Genomic DNA, 21,288 nt, shown 5'->3' on the forward strand with positions numbered 1-21,288 from the left:
AACAAATTGAAAAAAGCACCTTGGGAAACCGCCCCAAAGTGCTGGTATAGTAAGGTTTTACCCCTTACATACTATTTTTTCAAGTTATAGAATGACTTAATCCCTTTGTACTGAGCAACGTCAGCCAATTGATCTTCGATACGAAGCAATTGGTTGTATTTCGCGATACGGTCTGTACGTGAGAGTGAACCTGTTTTGATTTGACCAGCGTTTGTCGCAACAGCGATGTCAGCGATGGTTGAATCTTCAGTTTCACCTGAGCGGTGAGAAACAACAGCAGTGTAGCCAGCTTCTTTAGCCATTTCAATCGCTTCAAAAGTCTCAGTAAGTGTACCGATTTGGTTAACTTTGATGAGGATTGAGTTAGCAGCACCTTCTTGGATACCGCGAGCAAGGTAGTCAGTGTTTGTCACGAAGAAGTCGTCACCAACTAATTGTACACGTTTACCAAGACGCTCAGTGAGGGCTTTCCAACCATCCCAGTCGTTCTCATCCATACCATCTTCGATGGTGATGATTGGGTACTTGTTAACCAACTCTTCCAAGTAGTCAACCTGCTCAGCAGACGTACGAACGGCACCGCCAGGACCTTCAAATTTAGTGTAGTCGTAAACACCGCGCTCTTTGTCGTAGAACTCTGATGAGGCACAGTCAAAACCAATCATGATGCCGTTTTCGCCAGCTTCATAGCCTGCAGCTTCGATCGCAGCAAGAATGGTTTCTACACCGTCTTCAGTGCCTTCAAACTTAGGTGCAAAACCACCTTCGTCACCAACAGCTGTTACCAAACCGCGAGACTTAAGGATTTTCTTAAGGGCATGGAAGACTTCAGCACCCCAACGCAAACCTTCTTTGAATGATGGTGCGCCAACTGGCATGATCATGAACTCTTGGAAAGCGATAGGAGCGTCTGAGTGAGAACCACCATTGATGATGTTCATCATTGGTGTTGGCAACACTTTAGCGTTGAAACCACCAAGGTAGTTGTAAAGTGGCACTTCAAGGTAGTCCGCAGCTGCACGCGCAACAGCGATAGACACACCAAGGATAGCGTTAGCACCAAGTTTACCTTTGTTAGGTGTACCATCAAGAGCAATCATCGCACGGTCGATACCTTGTTGGTCGCGAACGTCAAAACCGATAATCGCTTCAGCGATGACATTGTTCACGTTGTCAACCGCTTTTTGAGTACCAAGACCAAGGTAACGAGACTTATCGCCATCACGAAGCTCAACTGCTTCATGCTCACCAGTAGAGGCACCTGAAGGTACCATACCGCGTCCGAATGCACCTGATTCTGTATAAACTTCAACTTCAAGAGTTGGGTTACCGCGTGAGTCGAGGACTTCGCGAGCGTAAACATCAGTAATAATTGACATTATTGACTCTCCTTATGAGTTTTAATTTGTTACCTTTTTATCTTATCATAAAATGGCCAGATAATCAAATCAAAATCTTAAAAGTCCGTAAAAAGTTAAAAACGTGTATAATAGTTAGTGATTTCATCATAAGGAGACACTAATGACATTAGACCAAAAAATTCAACAGATGGCAACAGGCGAACATCGGCTTGACCCTGACCAACAGAGGCACTACCTCGGCACATTTGCTGAACGGGTGGTGCTTTTAGGGACAATAGCTAACGCTCAGCACCCCGTCTTCATCAAGAATCTTGACACCGTTCTGCAAGATTATCACAGAAAATACGCCCACCTTCACCTAAAGCTCTCTGCTCGTCTGGATAACGCTCTTGAAATATCTTACCTAAAAGCTGCTCAAGCAATTGGTATCCAAGCAACAGTTGTTGATGAGGATAAGGCACAGTCGCCTTATGGGTTTGTCCTTCATACAGATAAGGCTGAACAGCTATCAGAAATCGAGGTACAGGAACTCTATCCCGACTACTTTGTCGATGAGCCTACTCAGCCTACCAAAAAATCGCTCTGGAAAAAGCTGTTTGGTTAGATGAGATTAGTCACTAAATTCATCACACTAATACCAATTATAGCAATCGTCAAAGCTAAAAATAGTACATTTACTTGCTTATCAGTCAAGCGGCGATATCCCCATGTCCCAATCATTCCACCAGCAACGGCAACGACTATCAGCAGACCAACAAAGCCAAGGCTAACTCCATAGCTCTGCCATTTCCAAACGATTAAGGTAATCTTGGGCAATTGTGCAAAGAAAATCATAGCTAGGGAGTACATGGCGGCTTCTTTGACCGTATATGAAAAGAGTATCACGAGAACAGCGATGTTAAGTGGCCCGCCTCCAATGCCTAAGAAAATCGACAGCATCCCAATGACAAGACCTAAAAAAGTAATCAACCAAGCATTATTGACACGATAGGTGGGGAGACTTTCCTTTTTGATGTGATAGCCGGTGGTAAAGAGCAAAACAAGAATAAGAAGTCCTGCTTGCCAGGCTTTGACGGTTTCATTCGGGACACTACTGGTCATCTGATGAAACAGTTGCTCTCCAAAAAAGCCACCACAGACTGAGCCCGCACTTAGACCGACTAAAACCGTTGAATCAACAGTAGGCTTTATACAGAGTTGGCGCACAAGCGAACTCAAACACATGGTAAAAACTGCGATTGACGAATAAGCGCCAATGACGACAGCAGAATCATAACCCAGTCTGTCAAAAATCGGCTTAATAATGGCGCCACCCCCAACGCCAGTCACAGCACCGATACAAGTGGCGAAAAATACAACTAAAAGGTAAATCACATAAATCATACTGACCTCCTATCTTGGCAATTAGATTAACTTATGAAAATCACTCTATTAACAAGCATAAATCGAGCAAACCTCTCTTTTTAGTCTACACTAAGTTCACACAAGCGGCAAGCCTCTTGACAGAGGCTAAGCCATCTGCTATCATTGACTTCCCTATCAACTAAGTAAAGGAGCAAAAATGACAACAGAAATTTGGGATGCTTACCTAGCTGATGGTACCCTTGCTGATTTGAAACTGACCCGAGGAGAGCCCATTCCAGACGGGTATTATCACCTAGTTGTTGAAGCCATGGTTTGCCATGAAGATGGGAGTTTACTTTTTGTCAAACGCGCTGCTAGCCGAGCGAGTTTCCCTAATTATTGGGAATTTTCTTGTGGTGGTTCTGCCCTAGCGGGCAAAATGGCAGAGCAGGCTATTAAGCGAGAAGTCTTAGAAGAAACTGGACTAAGCCTCGATAAACTGTCACTTTACAACACCTATTTTGACGATCGCTACCACTGCTACTTCCATATTTTTCAAGCCATGACGACAAACGATAAAAAGGCAGTCCAATTACAAATCGAAGAAACAGCTGATTACCGCTGGGTGTCACCATCAGAACTGCCCCTTTTCATTGAAAACCACCTCTTAATTCCCGGTCAAAAAGCGGCTATTACTGAACTTTTCTTACACTGAAAATATGTTCTTCCTCTGTCGACTGCCTGAATCCTTTATACCTTTGATTCATTACCATAGAAGGTTGACCTTATCAGTCAGCTTTTTTTATTTTTGCGATCAATGAGGAACTTATAGCACAATTAGATTAGAATGCTCAAATAATTGTTCTTTAGTTAATAACCATTACAAGGTTGATTTTTTATTGTGACATGATGTTCATTGCATATAAAAGAGACTGGAAAATTCCAGCCCTTTGTTAAAATCTAATCATTTCTCTCGTTTTTTCATACGATGTTACAAACCGTTCTGTCACTCCTGGCTCAACAATTTCCAAAGCATAGGAAATTTCATCGAAGGCTGCACGGTAATCATACTCAACCTCAAAATAATGAAGAGCTGCTTCAAAACTAGCTTGGACATTCTTGTCAAAATTTCTGTAGCGGTTTGAATACTGTAGCAGCTGTTCGGTCAAGGTAGCATACTGGGCAACGGTGTAAGCTGTCTCTTCAAGCTTAGCCATGGCACTATCAGAGGCTTCAGTCAAACGATTGACTGCCTGAATATCGATGCGATGGCGGTCAAGCTCAGCCATGAGAGCTTCCACTTGTGAGCTAGTAGTAAAGAAAATGCTCAGAAATTCTTGTGGCACACCTGGTATATGGCGCTTTTCTATAAAACGTTTAATGATATGAAGACGGTTGATAGATTGCTCCATCAGCTGACGAGCTTCTACTTCTTTTTTATCAATCTCTTTAAGATGAGTCGTCAGAGATAACTGTTCTTGCTCGATACCTTCTAACCCTTTCACTGCCGTGCTATAACGCTTTTCCAAGGTTGAGAATGGTTCTTCTGGCAACTGACTGTCATCCAAATGCGCCAATGAGCCTTCTTCCAATTTTTCAATCTGACGGCTTAACCCTTTCAGGGTACTGCTATCTGCATCATCCAGAATGTAGTACTGTTGCAAGCGAAGAATTTCTTCTTGTAACTTGCTATGATTAGTTTTCACATGCTCCAAGTAAGATGGCAAGCGACGGATAAGTCTTTTCACTTCTCGTTGAGCAGCAATCTCTTTCTCGAAGAGTTCATAAAGGCTATCAAGACGTGCTTGGATGTCTTCTATACCTGCCTCTGCTTTGTCTAACTCTAAACCAGCCAAATCATTTTTCCCAGCTGTAATGGCTTCACGAATGGTCTGGAAACGCTGTTCAATCGGTTGGTCTCCAAAATGATAGTTCTCTTCTAAGAGTTTCGCATAACCTGTTTCCAGGTCATCTAGCTGATCTGCTAGTCTATCTTGTAGCTCTTTAGCTAGTCCAGGGACCTTTTCGCTAATTTGACCCAACGCAATGGTGTGCTCTTCAGCACGCTCCAAGATCTCTGCTGCTTCGAGTGGATCCCCTGATGTGTTCAAGGCTACAAATTGAGAAAACTCGGTTTGGATATTTGATAATTGCTTGTTGATTTCAGTAAGAGCAGAACCAAACTCGCTCTCTTTTGAGGAAATGCCTTCCTGCAACTCTTCATACAGGTCAAGTGCATACTTCACACGTGCACTATTTTTTTCTTCCTGTTCTTTGAGAGTTACTAGCCCTTGACGAATATTTGATAATTCCGTCTCAGTCTCTTTAAGCTGTGCATCAATAGCTTCCACTGATTTTTTTACTTTTAAGAAATGGAAGGTGTCATTAAAAACTTCAGCCTCTTCTATGTCCTCTTCCAACTGCTTAAATGTCTCAGTTGTTAAAATAGCCCATCGTTCCTTCCAAGAATCAAATTCTTCTTGGCTTTGACCAACCAACTGGAGCTGGTTAATCGCTTCGATATCATCAGAGACTGGCTGAGACATCAGCCCTTCTTTTCGTTTGTCTAATTCGGCAATAATACCGTCATTTTTCCGTCTAACAAATACACTGACAAGGTAGCCCACGATAGCAATCAAAATGACGGCTACAATCAGTAGTATAATTCCGCTCTGTTTGATAGGCATATATTCTCCTTAGAATATTAATTTTAGTCTATATCATTACGATTATAGCATATTTAAATGGCTTTGACAAAGGGTTTTAGATATCAATCGTTGAGTAAACAGCATTTTCTTCAATAAATTCACGTCGAGGAGCGACGTCATCACCCATCAGCATATCAAAAATGCGGTCTGCTTCAGCGGCATCATCGACAGACACCTGTGCCATCAAACGTTTTTCTGGATTCATCGTCGTTTCCCAGAGCTGGTGATCATCCATTTCCCCCAGACCCTTATAACGCTGAACTGTTGGTTTAGAGCGCCCTTGACTGTATTTGGCAACTGCCTCTCTGAGCCGTTCTTCCTGGTCGGCTCCCGGTTGGATGTACTCCTTAATCTCACTACCAACCTTAACCCCATAAATCGGTGGCTGGGCGATGTAAACATATCCCGCCTCTAAAACAGGGCGCATGAAGCGATAAATCAAGGTCAAGAGCAGGGTTCTGATGTGAGCACCATCAACATCGGCATCGGTCATGATAACTAGTTTCTGGTAGCGCGCCTTGGACACATCAAAGTCCGACCCAAACCCTGTCCCCATAGCGGTAAAAATGGTCCGAATTTCCTCGTTGGCAAGGATTTTGTCCATGGTTGCCTTTTCGACGTTGAGAATCTTACCCCGTATCGGCAAAATAGCTTGGAATGCACGATCACGTCCTGACTTAGCTGAACCACCAGCCGAATCACCCTCCACGATGAAGAGCTCCGTTTGGGTCGGATCGTTGGACGAGCAATCCGCAAGTTTCCCAGGCAGGTTGGAAATTTCAAGCCCTGATTTTTTTCGTGTGACCTCCCGCGCCCGCTTGGCCGCAATCCGCGCCTTGCTAGCAAGGATACCTTTTTCAACGATTTTACGAGCAATCTGTGGGTGTTCTAACAAGAAACGGTTAAAGGCATCGCTAAAGAGACGATTGGTGATCTTAACAACCTCGCTGTTACCAAGCTTGGTCTTGGTTTGCCCCTCAAACTGCGGATGCGGGTGCTTGACTGAAATAACTGCTGTCAGCCCCTCACGGACATCTTCGCCCGTCAGGTTATCATCTTTTTCTTTGAGAATATTATTTTTCTTAGCATAATCATTGATAACACGGGTAAGAGCTGTGCGGAAGCCTTGCTCATGGGTTCCCCCCTCGTGGGTATGGATATTATTAGCAAAGCTGAGCACCGTCTCATGATAACCGGTGGTGTACTGCATCGCGACTTCGACAGAGATACCATCCAGCTCCCCATCGGTATAAATCGGCTCTTCAAAGATATTATCTTTATTTTCATTGATAAAGCTGACGTAGCTGGCAATCCCACCCTCGTAATGGAAGCTCTTGGTCTCCTCGTCTTCACCACGTTTGTCGGTAATAGCGATTTTCAAGCCCTTGTTGAGAAAGGCCAGCTCCTGAACACGCTTAGCCAAACGGGCAAAATCATACTCGGTTGTTTCTGTGAAAATCTCAGAATCTGGCGTAAAATGCACCGTCGTCCCCGTGCGGTCAGTCTCACCGATGACCGCCAAATCGGCCACCACATCACCACGACGGTATTCTTGGTAGTAAATCTGCCCGTTCTTATAAACCTTAACATCAAGCTGCGTGGAGAGGGCATTTACAACAGATGAGCCAACGCCGTGAAGACCACCTGATACCTTGTAGCCACCACCGCCAAATTTACCCCCCGCATGGAGTACCGTAAAGACCGTCTCCACCGCAGGACGACCTGTCTTTTCCTGAATGTCGACAGGAATCCCACGACCATCATCAACAACCGTGATGGAATTATCCGGCTCAATAAACACCTCAATCTGACTAGCAAAACCAGCCAAGGCCTCATCGATGGAGTTGTCAACAATCTCCCAGACTAAGTGGTGCAAGCCCTCTTTGGAGGTTGAGCCAATATACATCCCTGGACGCATCCGAACAGCTTCTAAGCCTTCCAAAACCTGAATCTGACTAGCGTCATACTCCTGTGCTAATTGTTCTAAATCTTTCTCTGACATTATTTACACTTTCTTTACCGTTTTTACTCCTAAATAAGAGTAACATTCTGCTATATTATAGCATATTTTAAAGAAAATAACCAGTTTCACAACGTTTTCTTCGCAACAAACACCATGGAGAAAAAGGCTTGGGGCAAAGTTAAGCCTTAAAAATTTGTTCATGACATGTCACTCCTAAACCAGAACAAGCCAAATTGCCAGATCCTTAACCTTATCCTCGTCCAATCAGTCCCCTCAAAAATAGAGACGTATTATTCGCAGAATATGGTGGCATTTTTATAGGCTTGTTTTGATGAAATCATGCTATAATAGAGAAAACATGCAAAAAACTTAATTTAATAAGGATTAGCCATGCAGGAATTAATCAACTTTACCCCAATTGAACGTCAAGATTGGAAAACGCTCCATCAAAAAAGCCATGTTCCCTTAACTGAAGATGAACTCAACGCCATCAAAAGCTTCAACGACAGCATCACCATTCAGGAAGTTAGCGAAGTGTATCTCCCGCTTATCAAGCTTATTCAGATTTACAAACACAATCAAGATAACCTCAACTTCTCCAAAAGCATGTTCTTACAGGAACGCTTGAATAGCCGTCCCTTTATCATCGGGATTTCAGGTAGTGTCGCTGTCGGCAAATCAACCACCAGCAGGCTAATCCAGCTGCTTCTCGAACGCACCTATAAAAAAAGTAAGGTCGAGCTCATCACAACGGACGGCTTTCTCTACCCCAACGAGTATCTTATCGCCAATAATATCCTAAACAAAAAAGGCTTCCCTGAGAGTTACGACATGGAACGCTTGCTGAATTTTCTTGATACGGTAAAAAATAATGGCAGAGCAACCATGCCTGTCTACTCTCATGACATCTACGACATCGTGCCTGACCAAGTCCAAACGATTGATGCTCCTGATTTTCTGATTGTTGAAGGTATTAACGTCTTTCAAAACCAGCAAAACAATCGGCTCTACATGAGCGATTACTTTGACTTTTCTATCTACATCGATGCCGATAGCCAAATTATCGAAAACTGGTACCTGGAACGTTTTGAAAAGCACCTGGATCGTGCCAGAGAAGACACGACCAGCTACTACCACAAGTTTTCTCTCTGGGATAAGGCTGATGCTCAGCAATTTGCCAAAAACATCTGGAAAACCATCAATCTGGTCAATCTGGAGCACTACATCGAGCCAACCAGAAATCGAGCCGAGCTCATTCTTCATAAAAGCGATAACCATCAAATTGATAAGATTTACTTGAAAAAGTAAACTAGGAGAGTACTGATGTCATTTTTCAACTTATTCAAAAAGCAAAAAGAAACTCAGCTTTTTGCTCGTTTCTTGAGAAAATTTCCACCCGGTAAGCAAATTAGCAACATTTCTGCAGAGCAATTAGCTGATTATAACCACCGCTTGCCTCAAGAGTTGCAGGATTTTTTGCTACAGCATGGCGAAAGGGAATTAGCTGATGGCTTACTGACCATCATTAACCCCAAAGATTATCAGGGTACCTTAAATGCTTGGCTGGGTCAGGATTCTCTAGACCGTATCCCTCTCTTCAAAACGGCCTTTGGTGATCTGATTTATTATCGCCACCTTGATGATACCACCAGCGATATCGCTCTTCTCGACATTCATTATCGACAACCCCCTGTTCTAGCCTATCAGTGGCAAGATTTCTTTAGCCAACTCGCTCTTGAAGACCAGTTTACAACTGACCTCCTCAAACAACCTCTTTATCAAGAAGCTGTCAAAGGTCTAGGACCATTGGCTCCAAATGAGTGCTATTTCTTTACGCCAGCTTTAGTGTTTGGTGGTTCTGAGCAGGCAGACTACCTAGATAAAGGCGATTTGCTTATCCACCGTCACATCCTGCAAAATGCAGTCTAGTTTGACCTCTTATAAAATTTTTTCTGAAAAAGTAATTTCCACTTGTCAAATGAGAGTTTTTGCTATATAATGGGATAGTTAAGATAAATGGAGGTGAAAACATTGGCAAACATCAAATCAGCTATCAAACGTGCTGAGCTTAACGTTAAACAAAACGCTAAGAACTCATCACAAAAATCTGCGATGCGTACAGCGATTAAAGCATTTGAAGCAAACCCAACTGAAGAGTTGTTCCGCGCTGCTTCTTCTAGCATCGACAAGGCTGAGTCAAAAGGCTTGATCCACAAAAACAAAGCAAGTCGTGATAAAGCACGCCTTGCGTCAAAATTGGCATAATACCAAAACAACAAACCAGTTCCTTCAAAAAAGAACTGGTTTTTTGTTATTGTTGATTTGTACCCAAATTATTTAGCGCGGAATCTTGATGGCTAGCTGATAGGTGTGCTGGTCACCATAAAACTCATAACCTTGATAATTGGGTAAATGCCCTAACATGGCATGAACTGGTGAGGTGTCTGATTGTAAGACCGAAAAGGCTGTCTCATAGGCAACTTGATTTCCCATTTGAAAGCTAATCTCCTTGACTGAAGCATCTTTAACGTTTTCTGCGATAAAGTTAGTTAATGCAGTTTCATCATACGTCTCAAAATAGGAACCGTTCAGCACATAATAGTTAAGAGCATTCTCTGCTAGAGCCGGATAGACCAGCGCCTCTCCAACAGGACTGTCAAATCCTGTCCATGCAGTATGGGTTCGCTCAAAAATCTCTCGCGGTGTACAAAGATAGCTGTAATTAATGTGATTGGCATCTTGACCAGCGACAGCTGATTCAAAGGTTGGGTCTCCCCAAGTGGTGTCTACAGGGTAATAATCACCATCAATCTCAACAAGGTTCCACGCATGCGGATAATCGTAAGCAACAATATCCCCAGCAACGTAGAGGCAATTTAGCCCTGCTTTTTGACAGAGAAGCTGGAAAGCTCGGCTGTATCCTGCACAAACAGACTCTTGTTCCAGAAAAACAGAACGAGCACTCTGGTCTTGCCAAATCAACGATTCATTGTTTAAGGCTTCTATATGGTACTGAGTATGTTGGATAACGTATTCGTAAAGGTACTTGACCTTATCGTAATCGCTACCGTCAGGCATCTGCGCAATAACCTCATCTGCTACTCTTTGCACACGCTGATAAGTTTCTTTGGCATCTTTGGGGTAGATTAGTTGAGAAAAATCAATTTCTGATTGTTCTGATAGCCAATAAAACTCTGGAAAATCGTAGGTCACTGCCAGATAGATGCGTTTCAAACGGTCACTAGACGTCGTTTTAAAGGGTGATTTTGTATCGAATTGCCGCAAAGCTGTGACCAGTCGAATGTAATCTGCCTGTTCTTTTTTGCTTAATTGCTGGTAATAAAAGTTAGCTGCTACCGCAGCTTGCCCCTGCTTAATCACGTCATCATCAGCTGCTTCGGGCTGTTTTGCTTGCTCAGCAATTCCTAAACGAACCAGCTTTTGCTGGTAATGGCGAATTGCCTTGCTCGCTACAGGATAGAGAGACAGAGTTGACAAAGCAAGAGCTGCCAGACCATATCGTATTCTTTTATTCATATAAACTCCTGTGTTTGGTCATTATAGCATGGTTTCAAAAGGAAAGCAAGACGAGCTAGGACATTTGCCCTAGCTCATCTGTTGTAGAGGTAATTTAACTTCAAAAACCGTCCCTTTAGGCTGATTATCTCTAACTTTAATCGTGCCACCTAGGCTATGGACAATCTGTTTGGCCAAAGATAGGCCTAGACCAAAGCCACCTGTCTGTCTTGTTCTTGCCTTGTCCACTCGGTAAAAACGGTCAAATACCTTAATTTTATCTGACTCTGAGATGCCAACACCATTATCGGCAACTTCAACAAGCAAAGACTTCTCCACCTGACTAACTGTCAAGATGATGTGTCCATCGTCTGTTGTATATTTAACTGCATTATCAAATAGAATAGTCAACAATTGCTTCAGCAGGGTTTTATCTGAGCGAATTGCATGCTCCAGACGGTTGATGCCCTTGAACATTTTGCTATTTTCATCAGCGACTAATTGATAGTTGGTAAAAATCGTATCAAAAAATTCTGGCTGAATTGTCGTTAATTCAGGCGTCAAACCATCATCTCGCCGAGCTAGATTGAGCAAATTAGTCGTCAGCAAGCGCATATTGCGTACCTCATCCAGACTAGCCGCAATACTCTCACTACTGTCCAAGATAGTAGCTTGCGGTTTTCTAAACAGATTCTCTAGACGATTTTGAAGAACGGTCAAAGGGGTTCTTAGTTCATGGCTGGCATTTTCAACAAATTTTTTCTGTCGCTCAAAACTCTCTAAAATCGGTTTTCTCGTCCGCTGAGCCAGATAAATACTTGCAAAAAGTGACACCACCCAGAAAAATATCATGACACTAATCACAACCCGAACCGTTCGCCTGTTACTGATGTCAAGCTGTTCCGTATTCACCAAAATGCTGGCATAAGCAATCTCGGGGTAATTAAGATTGCCTACTGGAACAGTAATAATCCGATAATACTCTTCTTTCCCCCAATAGGTTAGAATCTTTTCTTGTTCAATAACGTTCAAACGTGAGTCATCTAAAGGAAAGTCATAGGGTTGCGCCATATAGCCCATTTGGTTAATAATTTTTCCTTTTGCATCATAAAGAACAACGTCAATATTTGCTGCAAGGTACCGATTAGGTTTTAGTTTTGGACGCTCATCTTGTGGATTATCTGCCTCTTTTTCATTAAGTATTGCCCAAGTTAACTCTTCCATTGTCGGAAGTGACATCTGAAAATCAACATATTGGTTAATATTGTCCCGCGCTTCGAACAAACTCTTATCCACAGAGCCATAGATACCACTATTTAGGACTTGAATGATAATCATGGTCATCACAAGGAAAATGATGGTGAACACAGAGAAAAACAGTTTGAATGACGATTCATCGTGCTTGGGTTGTTGACCGTACCACTTATTTCGCATCTTTCAACATATACCCCACACTCCTCAAGGTCTGTAAATTATGCCCAAAGTCACTATCTTTAAGCTTTTTACGAATTTTAGATACATATACTTCTACAACTGAAATCGTTGTATCGCTATCAAAGCCCCAGATACGGTCAAAAATTTGTGTTTTAGGCAAAATAACATTTTGGTTTTGCATAAAATAAACCAGCAACTCAAATTCTTTGCCGAGCAATTCAACCTCAACACCGTCAACAGTAGTCGTATTGGTTGCCATATCAACAACAACGTTACCGTACTGAAGATTGTTATCAGTCAACTTGCCTGAACGCTTCAATAGAGCTTGGATACGCATTTTCAACTCTTCTAAATAAAATGGTTTGGTTAGATAGTCATCTGCTCCAAGTTCAAATCCCTTACCTTTGTCATCAAGATCTTCTTTAGCAGTCATGATTAAGACAGGAGTTGTATTTCCCTTAGCACGCAGTTCTTTCAGCACATCAAAACCATTTTTCTCAGGAATCATCACATCGAGCAAAATCAAATCGTAAACCCCACTCTCCGCTTCGTACAGTCCCTCGTCACCATCGAACACCTGCATCACGTCAACAAAATCATCTAAAAAGTCAAAAATAGAATTGGACAAATTCAAATCATCTTCAATTAACAATACTTTAATCATCTTCTTGCCTCCTTTATGCTATTATAGCACGGCTAAGCTCTATCGTAAATGCCTAGTTAAGGTAAGATAACAGAATTAACTTAAACTGAGCTAAACTGGGTTACCTCGGGTATAAAGGCAATCTCACCTAATACATTATTGCTCTCACTAAATCTATACACAAAAGCTGGACCTATTGCCCAGCTTTTAATGTTTATCCTGACTATGGAAGAAATGAAATGTGCACATGGTCATAATGGTTTTCAGTGACACTGCCACGGTCTTCCATTAAGTTCCAAGTATAGGCAGGACCATACTTGCTCTCATAAGGCGCATAAAAGCGCTGTTTCCAAATGATGTATGAAATCTTTTTCTCTGCCATATGCGAGGCCGCATAGGCTGCAATTTGGTCACCAAGCGCAGCATTATCTGTCACCATAAAATCAAGAGCTAGTCCCTTACCGTGGTCACCGGAATCAGGACGGTAGCCATGCACCCACATGGAACCAAATGCCGATAGGACTTCCTGTTTGTAGGCAACAACATGTGGCTGCAAACCTGCCTCAGATCCTGTAAATGTCGTGGCTTGAGCAGTTGCGGTAACCGCAGGAGCGACAGTTGTTGCCACAGGGGTTTCTACGACTTTTTCAACGACCTCTGGAGCAGCTTCAACAGGAGTTGTCGCAACAACAGGTTCTAACACAGCTGGAGCTGGTGCTACTGAAGCTACTGGCTCAGTTGAAGGCGCCGCCTCAACAGGTGCTGGTGCTGTAACGGCAGAATCAGGTGTCTCAACTGTTGTGGTCTCAGGCTGAGCTTCAACCACTTCGATAGCAACTGGGGTTTCTGGAGTAACTTCCTCAGTAAGCGTTGCTTCAGCAACTGGTGTTGCTGGAACTGTTTCTTCAATCACCTCAGCCTCAGTTTCTGATACTTCTGGAACAACTTCAGTAGGTGCTTCTGCTACTGGAGCTGTTACCTCTACTGCTGGCTGTTCAGCAGGAGTTTCGCTACTTGTTACTTCTGCCAAGTCCACTACTTGATTATTGATAACTGCTTGGTTTGTTTCTAGATTGATACTGGCTTGTGCAGGCTCTGCTTCTTGTCTTGCTGGCGCTTGAATCTCAAGAGTTGTCACTGCATGGTTTTCATTAACAGTTGTTGTCAACACAGTTCCAGGGAAAATCAAATCAAGGTTGCTGATTTGGTTAATGTTACCCAATAATTCAACATCAACACCCAGTACCTCAGCAATCGTGCTAAGCGTGTCGCCATATTTGATGGTATAACTTGCTTGATGGCCCTGCTGACTCAAATCTGCAGCCACGTCATCTGCTGTACGAGGTGTCCAAACGACATCTTGTGCCTGAACAATCCCTGAAGTCAATAATGTCAGAGCCACACTTGAGCCCAGAATCATTTTTTTACGCATGGTTATTTCTCCTTGTTCTTTCGAGACTATCTCTATCATAGCACAAACAACTGCTTTTTCAATAGCCTTAGGGATGATTTAACCAAACTGTATTATTTAAGCACTTTTTTGTCAATCATGTTACAAGATGTGTTGCTCGTGTCACAACTGACCTTCTAGCACCACACAGAGGACTAAAATAAACCAATAGCTCTACCGTCTGACGAGACGTCCATATTGAGGGCGGCTGGTTGTTTCGGCAAGCCTGGCATGGTCAGCACATCACCTGTTAAGGCTACAATAAAACCTGCACCAGTTTTTGGGACAAATTCTCTGATGGTTACCTCAAACTCTTCAGGTGCCCCAAGAAGGGCTGGATTGTCTGAAAAGCTGTATTGCGTTTTTGCCATACAAATTGGTAAGTCTCCCCAACCATTTTTCTCAATATCGGCTAGTTGTTGCTTTGCAGTGTGGGTCAAGGTCACAGACTTGGCACGGTAGATTGTTTTAGCAACTTTTTCGACCTTGGTCAATAACTGATCAGAAGTCGCATAGAGACGTTGGTAACTTGCCTTATCCTCTTTTAGGACTTCAACTAAGGTTTCAGCTAGAGCTACGCCACCAGCAGCGCCATTTTTCCAACTACTAGACAGCTCGACTGGCACATCAATAGTAGCACATAACTCTTTGAGTTTAGCAATTTCAGCAGGTGTATCAGTAACAAATTCATTGATGGCAACCACCGCAGGAATACCAAATGTTCTAATGTTTTCCACATGCCGCGCTAAATTAGCAAAACCTGCTTCTATTGCCTTGACATTCTCATCAGTTAACTGATATTTGGCAACACCGCCGTGCATCTTGAGTGCTCGTAAGGTTGCGACAATGACCACTGCACTTGGTTGCACAGGTAATTGTGGTGTCTTGATGTTCAGGAATTTCTCTGCCCCCAAATCAGCACCAAAACCAGCTTCTGTTACCACCACATCTGCTAGTCGTAAAGCGGTGCTTGTTGCTAAAACAGAGTTACAGCCATGAGCAATATTAGCAAATGGTCCGCCATGAACAAAAGCTGGTGTGCCATAAATGGTTTGTACCAGATTAGGTTTGATCGCATCTTTGAGCAAGAGAGCTAAAACACCCTCAACCTGCAGGTCTCGGACATAGACAGGTGATTTATCGTAGCGATAAGCGACTACAATATTGCTCAACCGCTCTTTAAGATTGTCTAAATCGGTCGCTAAGCACAAGATAGCCATGATTTCACTGGCTACCGTGATGTCAAAGCCGTCCTCACGAGGCACACCATTGACAGGACTGCCCAGCCCAACGATTACCTGACGAAGCGCACGGTCATTGAGGTCAACAACGCGTTTCCAGATGATACGACGGGGGTCAATGCCTAGCTCGTTCCCCTGCTGGAGATGATTATCAATCAAGGCAGCCAAGGCATTGTTGGCTGTTGTAATAGCGTGCATGTCCCCAGTGAAATGCAGATTGATGTCCTCCATAGGCAGAACCTGTGCATAACCTCCGCCAGCTGCACCACCCTTGACCCCCATGACTGGTCCAAGAGATGGTTCGCGCAAAGCAATCATGGTTTTCTGTCCTATTTTATTCAGTGCATCAGCCAAGCCGATAGTCATGGTTGATTTACCTTCACCAGCTGGGGTTGGATTGATTGCTGTCACCAATACTAATTTCCCTAAAGGCTGATCGGATAGCTGAGCTATTTTCTCAAAAGACAGCTTAGCTTTATATTTCCCATAAAGCTCCAAATCATCTGGACAAATTCCAAAAGGTTCAACAATATCCACAATAGGCTGAAGAACTGCTGCCTGAGCAATTGCAATATCTGTTGTCATGGTCTAGTCTCCTTACTGCATTTGCTTAAGTATAACAAAAAAAGATAAAAAACGCATTATTTTTTATCTTTTTTTAAAGATATGCCAATTAAACCGAACGTTTTTTAGTGGTTGTTCGATTCCTAAGATAAAGTGTTAATTGCTTCTACCGCACCTCTGCACCGAGTGTGTTGGTCAGAGAGCTAGTAATTTTATCCATAAATGTCGCGACTTCCTCGTCCGTCAGGCTGGCTTCTGGGTTTTGGAAGGTCAGGTTGTAGGCCATGGACTTGGTGCCTGCTGGCAGCTTGTCCCCTTCATAGATGTCAAAGAGTTTGATGGCTGTCAGGCGTTTGACCTTAGCTGCTGCGATGGCTTCAAGCACTGCTTGGTGGCTAGTGGCTTTTGGCAAGAGCAGAGCGATGTCACGGCTAACAGCTGGGAACTTGCTGATATCTGTAAAGATAGCCGCTTCTGGCAGGGCAGCCTCGATCGCTGTCAGGTTGAGCTCAGCCACATAGGTCTCAGGAATATCATAGACCTTGGCCGTCTGCGGGTGCACCTGACCGATAAAGCCAATGCTGGTACCATCTGCCAGCTGAATCGCTGCTGTCCGACCTGGATGCAAGCTAGCCAGCTCTGCCATTGGCACATAAGTCACCTCAAGTCCTAGCTTGGCAAAGAGCATTTCCAAGATTCCCTTAGCATAGTAGAAATCTACTGGTACAGCTGGGGTCTGGAAGTCTTTATCTGCCACCAGTCCTGTCAGAGCAAGAGCGAAACTATTGATTTCCGTTGGCAGGTCTTCCTGTGGGTTGCCAGTCTGGGTAAAGGTCTTGCCGATTTCATAGAGGGCAAGGTTCTTGTTCTTGCGGTTAACGTTGTAGGCGACGATGTCGAGCATACCAGAGACCATGTTTTGACGCAGGACAGAACGGTCGACCGTCATCGGCCACATGAGTTCTGTCTGGGCAGTCGGTGCTGGGGTGAAGGCTGTCGCCTTTTCTGGCGTGGTCAGGGCATAAGAGAGCACCTCAGTCAAGCCTGCCCCCTCCGCTAAGGTTCGCACTTGACGACGGAGGCGCTGAGTCATCGTCAACTCGCCTGCTGTCCCACCTGTCTCAGGCAGGGTCGTTGGGAGCTTATCATAACCGTAGATACGGGCAATTTCCTCGACCAAATCCGCCTGAATGCTGATGTCCCAGCGGCGTTTTGGCACACTGACCGTAAAGCTGTTGGCAGATCCTTCTAAGCCAAAGCCCAACTGGGCAAAGATTTGCTCCACATCAGCATAGGTCAGCTCTGTTCCCAAACGGCTGTTGACATGGGCAAGGCTGCTAGTCACCTCAACTGGTTCGGTGTCCAAATCACCTGCCACCAAGCTACCAGCCGTTGGCTGACCACCTGCCAGCTCTTGCAAAAGAGCTGCTGCCATGTCCAGAGCTTCTGAAACCGTCGCCACATTGACGCCTTTTTCAAAACGCGAAGAGCTTTCCGAACGTAGATTGAGACGACCAGAGGTCTTGCGGATGGACTTACCATTGAAAATAGCAGCTTCCAAGACCACGTTTTTAGAGGTCTCATCAATCTCAGTTGACTGACCTCCCATGACACCTGCTAAGGCAACAGCCTTGTCATTGACCGAAATCACGATATCGTCAGTCACCAGCTCTCGCTCCTCGCCATCAAGGGTGATGATGGTCTCTCCGTCCCGAGCCTGACGAGCCACAATGTGGTTACCGTCAAACTTATCCAAGTCAAAGGCGTGCATGGGCTGTCCATAGTAGAGCAGAATGTAGTTGGTCACATCGACCACGTTGTTAATGGGACGAATACCAGCGTTCATGAGCAGGTTTTGCAGCCATTGCGGGCTTGGCGCGATGGTGACATTTTCCACCACCCGAGCCTGATAGCTGAGCACCTTGTCGGTCTCGATAGCCACCGAAAGCTTATCGGCAGTCTGATCTTGGCTTTCGCTCAGCGATTTTTCCGAAAAATGCACCGACTTACCGTAAATCGCTGCTACTTCGTGAGCAACACCACGCATGGAGAGGGCGTCGGCACGGTTAGGGGTGATGGAGAGCTCGATGATGGCGTCGTCCATGCTCAGATAAGGAAAGACGGAGCTACCAACTTCAGCCTCCTCTGGTAAAATCTGAATACCATCGGCGAACTCCTTAGGCACCACGCTGTCAGAAACACCTAGCTCCCCCAGAGAGCAAATCATGCCGAGAGACTCCAGCCCACGGATTTTGCTCTTTTTAATCTTGTAATTATTGGCAATCCGAGCCCCTGGCAGAGCCACCATGACTTTGATGCCTGCGCGGACATTAGGCGCTCCGCAGACAATTTGGCGGGGCTCACCGTCACCAGTGTCCACCTGACAGAGGTGGAGATGGGTGTCAGGCACATCCTCGCAAGAGAGGACATGACCGACCACGATATTGGACAGGCCCTCAGCAGGTGTAGTCACGCCCTCTACTTCGATACCTGTCGTTGACATTTTTTCGGCTAATTCAGCGACTGGGACATCAATGTCGACCAGCTCTTTTAGCCACTTGTAAGATACTAACATGGGTTCTTCTTTCTTTATTTTTTATTTTGACTGTTTCCTTAAGTGGTGCGGACGGTAGGTAAAACAGTCTAGGAGACTGTTTTAGCAAAGTTACAGAGTTCCATTCCTAAGTTTGGAGCCTAAAGTCTCCAAACTTCCGTGAGAGTGGGACAAAAATCGGTAACCCGAAGGTTTCGATTTTGTCGTCCCACCTCCGCACAGTTGAGTGGGGCTGTAAAAGCTGATGAAATCAGCGTATTAGAGCCCACTCAACCACTGCGTCTTGCTGACTTTATGATAATAAATGGAGAGAAAAGAACTTTTGTCCAGCCTCTTTCACTACAGAGGAGACAGTTGATACGCTCGCTAACGCTCGTTTGTTACTCCTGATATAGGATTGGATACACCACTTCAAACTCTTCGCAGACAATGTTTGAATGACCGTTGAAGACAAGTCCTGCTTCTTCGTAATAAGGTTTGAAAAAGTCTTCATGGACTTGTCGCCAGTAGGCTAGACTGCGGTCGCCCTCGCCTTCTTTGTAGGCATGCTCTGCGCTCACCTCATCAAAGGGCGTGACATAGACCTTAGTCACTTGGATTACACAGACAGCATTGCCTTGACCATCTAAGACAACATCATAGCTACCTGCTTCTGGCAGAGGGTCATTATCTAGAGCATAAAGGTCATAGCCAGAGGCGGTAGCGGTTTTGGTACCGTCTAGGACTAACTGAGCGAGTTCATCTGGCAAAACGCCGAAGGCCCAAGCCTCATAGTCATCTCCTGCTTGAGGGTTAACTGTCTTATATTCTTTCCATAACTGTTCTGGGGTCATTTGGTAATCCTCCGTTTCATCAGCCAGTCGGTATCAATCTTGTCTGCGACAGGAAATCGGTGCTCTGAAAATTTTTCAAAACCATATCGCTCATAAAAAACCTGCGCCTTGTGGTTGTGCTCCCACACCCCCAGCCAGACCCAGTCCTGTCCAGACTGGTCGGCCTGCTCCAAGGCAAAATTGAACAAGGCCTGTCCCAACCCCTGACCTTGATAGGCCTTGAGCAGGTAAATCCGTTGAATCTCAAAGCCCTTGTCGAGTTCTTGCTCGGTCTGTGCACTGCCCCAGTTGAGTTTGAGGTAGCCAGCCCAGTTCCCATCGACAGTCAGGACATAGGTTGCAGACTGAGGATGCAGAAGCTCTGAACGTAGTTGCTCCTCACTATAAGCTGTGGCAAAATAAGCCTCCAGTTCTGCTGGGCTATTGTCCTGACCAAAGGTCTCTGTAAAGGTCGCCTGACAGAAGGTCTGAAGCGCCTGCCACTGGTCAGGGCTCACGCGACTAATGGTCATAGCTCCCTCCTACTTGAACTGCTCTGAGAAGCGGGCGTCGCCTTGGTAGAAGCCACGGATATCGTTGATGCCGTAGCGCAGCATGGCAATCCGCTCCTGACCAAGACCAAAGGCAAAGCCAGAGTAAACCTCAGGGTCAATGCCACTCATCTCCAGCACACGTGGGTGAACCATGCCAGCCCCCAAAATCTCAATCCAACCCGTCTTTTTGCAGACGTTACAGCCATCACCGCCACATTTGAAGCAGGACACATCGACCTCAACCGATGGCTCGGTAAATGGGAAGTAAGACGGACGCAGGCGGATTTTTCTGTCCTCACCAAACATCTTCTTGATAATCATCTCAAGCGTGCCCTTGAGGTCACCCATGGAAATGTTCTCGCCGACCACGAGCCCCTCAATCTGATGGAACTGGTGGCTATGGGTCGCATCATCAGTATCACGACGGAAAACCCGCCCCGGTGAAATCATCTTGAGCGGCCCTTGACTAAAGTCATGCTGGTCCATGGTTCTGGCCTGCACAGGGCTGGTGTGGGTGCGAAGCAAGATGTCTTCGGTGATGTAGAACGTATCCTGCATGTCACGAGCAGGGTGGTCTTTTGGCAGGTTCATCCGCTCAAAGTTGTAATAGTCCTTCTCCACCTCATACCCATCGACAATCTGGAAGCCCATACCAAGGAAAATGTCCTCAATCTCCTCACTGGTCTGGGTCAAGACATGACGATTTCCCTGCTTGATCGGGCGACCTGGCAGGGTGACATCAAGGCTTTCAGCAGCCAGCTTGGCTTCAATGGCTGCTTCTTCCAAGAGTTTGGCAGCATCATCGAAGGCAGTTGTCAGCACATCACGCACCTCATTGACCATCTTGCCGACAATCGGCTTCTGGTCGTTGGACAAGTCTTTCAGACCTTTCAATAATTCGGTCAGGGAACCTTTTTTCCCCAGCACCTGCACTTTCAGGTCTTGGAGGTCCTTGGCATTCTCGTGCCGAATTTCCTTGAGTTTGGCAACGGTCGTCGCCTGTAAATCTTTAAGTTGTGTTTGTAAATCCATGAGATTCCTTTCTTGTTAGTGTGGTCTATTCGTCAGAAAAAAGAAAACGCATACCAATACTCCCAATAAGCGGAGCGTTGACACGCGGTACCATCCGTTTTCTATCCATCCC

At 44.9% G+C, this 21,288-nt stretch carries 18 protein-coding genes; 5 read left to right on the forward strand and 13 right to left on the reverse strand.

Annotation, left to right across the window (positions count from 1 at the left end; translation table 11 throughout):
* Window positions 1–71: 71 nt before the first annotated feature.
* Window positions 72–1,379 (reverse strand): surface-displayed alpha-enolase, encoded by a 1,308-nt coding sequence (eno, locus tag ACERC7_RS00815; protein WP_018368570.1) that lies wholly within the window; start codon window positions 1,377–1,379, stop codon window positions 72–74.
* A 142-nt stretch (window positions 1,380–1,521) separates the two neighbouring features.
* On the opposite strand from eno, the gene ACERC7_RS00820 reads away from it, so the two are divergent.
* Complete coding sequence (locus ACERC7_RS00820; protein WP_373659005.1) at window positions 1,522–1,965, forward strand: DUF1694 domain-containing protein; 444 nt, start codon at window positions 1,522–1,524, stop codon at window positions 1,963–1,965.
* Here ACERC7_RS00820 and ACERC7_RS00825 read toward each other — a convergent pair.
* A complete protein-coding gene (locus tag ACERC7_RS00825; RefSeq protein ID WP_373665856.1) occupies window positions 1,962–2,744 on the reverse strand; it encodes a sulfite exporter TauE/SafE family protein in 783 nt (260 codons plus the stop codon). The two genes, ACERC7_RS00820 and ACERC7_RS00825, sit on opposite strands and share 4 nt — an antisense overlap.
* Window positions 2,745–2,922: 178 nt before the next feature.
* Here ACERC7_RS00825 and ACERC7_RS00830 point away from each other — a divergent pair, with 178 nt between their 5' ends.
* Complete coding sequence (locus ACERC7_RS00830) at window positions 2,923–3,420, forward strand: NUDIX domain-containing protein (protein ID WP_373665857.1); 498 nt, start codon at window positions 2,923–2,925, stop codon at window positions 3,418–3,420.
* Between the two features lie 238 nt (window positions 3,421–3,658).
* Here the strand turns inward: ACERC7_RS00830 and ACERC7_RS00835 are convergent, their stop codons facing one another.
* Together ACERC7_RS00835 and gyrB are read right to left on the reverse strand one after the other, a co-directional pair.
* Complete coding sequence (locus ACERC7_RS00835; RefSeq protein WP_373665858.1) at window positions 3,659–5,392, reverse strand: septation ring formation regulator EzrA; 1,734 nt, start codon at window positions 5,390–5,392, stop codon at window positions 3,659–3,661.
* Window positions 5,393–5,468: 76 nt separating this feature from the next.
* On the reverse strand, window positions 5,469–7,415 hold the full coding sequence (gyrB, locus tag ACERC7_RS00840) for a DNA topoisomerase (ATP-hydrolyzing) subunit B (RefSeq protein WP_373660281.1): 1,947 nt from the start codon (window positions 7,413–7,415) through the stop codon (window positions 5,469–5,471).
* Between the two features lie 351 nt (window positions 7,416–7,766).
* Between gyrB and coaA the strand changes: the two genes are divergently transcribed.
* The 3 genes from coaA to rpsT all read left to right on the forward strand — a co-directional run bounded on the left by coaA (window position 7,767) and on the right by rpsT (window position 9,641).
* On the forward strand, window positions 7,767–8,684 hold the full coding sequence (gene coaA / locus ACERC7_RS00845; protein ID WP_373660283.1) for a type I pantothenate kinase: 918 nt from the start codon (window positions 7,767–7,769) through the stop codon (window positions 8,682–8,684).
* A 15-nt stretch (window positions 8,685–8,699) separates the two neighbouring features.
* The gene (locus ACERC7_RS00850) at window positions 8,700–9,305 is read left to right on the forward strand and encodes a T6SS immunity protein Tdi1 domain-containing protein (RefSeq protein WP_373660284.1); all 606 of its coding nucleotides are present in this window, start codon (window positions 8,700–8,702) and stop codon (window positions 9,303–9,305) included.
* A gap of 87 nt (window positions 9,306–9,392) precedes the next feature.
* Window positions 9,393–9,641, forward strand: a complete 249-nt coding sequence (rpsT, locus tag ACERC7_RS00855) for a 30S ribosomal protein S20 (protein ID WP_018368578.1) — start codon at window positions 9,393–9,395, stop codon at window positions 9,639–9,641.
* A gap of 72 nt (window positions 9,642–9,713) precedes the next feature.
* On the opposite strand, the gene ACERC7_RS00860 is transcribed toward rpsT, so the two are convergent.
* From ACERC7_RS00860 to pheS, 9 genes are all read right to left on the reverse strand, one after another.
* On the reverse strand, window positions 9,714–10,913 hold the full coding sequence (locus ACERC7_RS00860) for a transglutaminase domain-containing protein (protein ID WP_373660285.1): 1,200 nt from the start codon (window positions 10,911–10,913) through the stop codon (window positions 9,714–9,716).
* A 69-nt stretch (window positions 10,914–10,982) separates the two neighbouring features.
* Window positions 10,983–12,326 (reverse strand): sensor histidine kinase, encoded by a 1,344-nt coding sequence (locus ACERC7_RS00865; protein ID WP_373665859.1) that lies wholly within the window; start codon window positions 12,324–12,326, stop codon window positions 10,983–10,985.
* Window positions 12,316–12,990 (reverse strand): response regulator transcription factor, encoded by a 675-nt coding sequence (locus ACERC7_RS00870; RefSeq protein ID WP_018368581.1) that lies wholly within the window; start codon window positions 12,988–12,990, stop codon window positions 12,316–12,318. The genes ACERC7_RS00865 and ACERC7_RS00870 overlap by 11 nt, the downstream gene beginning before the upstream one ends.
* 202 nt (window positions 12,991–13,192) lie before the next feature.
* Window positions 13,193–14,401, reverse strand: coding sequence for a LysM peptidoglycan-binding domain-containing protein (locus ACERC7_RS00875; RefSeq protein ID WP_373665860.1), 1,209 nt, complete (start codon window positions 14,399–14,401; stop codon window positions 13,193–13,195).
* 173 nt (window positions 14,402–14,574) lie between these two features.
* A complete protein-coding gene (locus tag ACERC7_RS00880; protein WP_373665861.1) occupies window positions 14,575–16,245 on the reverse strand; it encodes a formate--tetrahydrofolate ligase in 1,671 nt (556 codons plus the stop codon).
* 145 nt (window positions 16,246–16,390) lie between these two features.
* Window positions 16,391–18,799 (reverse strand): phenylalanine--tRNA ligase subunit beta, encoded by a 2,409-nt coding sequence (gene pheT, locus ACERC7_RS00885; RefSeq protein ID WP_373665862.1) that lies wholly within the window; start codon window positions 18,797–18,799, stop codon window positions 16,391–16,393.
* A gap of 359 nt (window positions 18,800–19,158) precedes the next feature.
* Entirely contained in the window at window positions 19,159–19,611 is a 453-nt protein-coding gene (locus tag ACERC7_RS00890) for an ASCH domain-containing protein (protein WP_373658992.1), read from the reverse strand.
* A complete protein-coding gene (locus ACERC7_RS00895; protein ID WP_373665863.1) occupies window positions 19,608–20,123 on the reverse strand; it encodes a GNAT family N-acetyltransferase in 516 nt (171 codons plus the stop codon). The genes ACERC7_RS00890 and ACERC7_RS00895 overlap by 4 nt, the downstream gene beginning before the upstream one ends.
* 9 nt (window positions 20,124–20,132) lie before the next feature.
* Complete coding sequence (pheS, locus tag ACERC7_RS00900; RefSeq protein WP_373665864.1) at window positions 20,133–21,176, reverse strand: phenylalanine--tRNA ligase subunit alpha; 1,044 nt, start codon at window positions 21,174–21,176, stop codon at window positions 20,133–20,135.
* Window positions 21,177–21,288: the final 112 nt, after the last annotated feature.

It is taken from the genome of Streptococcus sp. E17BB (assembly GCF_041807725.1).
Taxonomy (GTDB): domain Bacteria; phylum Bacillota; class Bacilli; order Lactobacillales; family Streptococcaceae; genus Streptococcus; species Streptococcus entericus.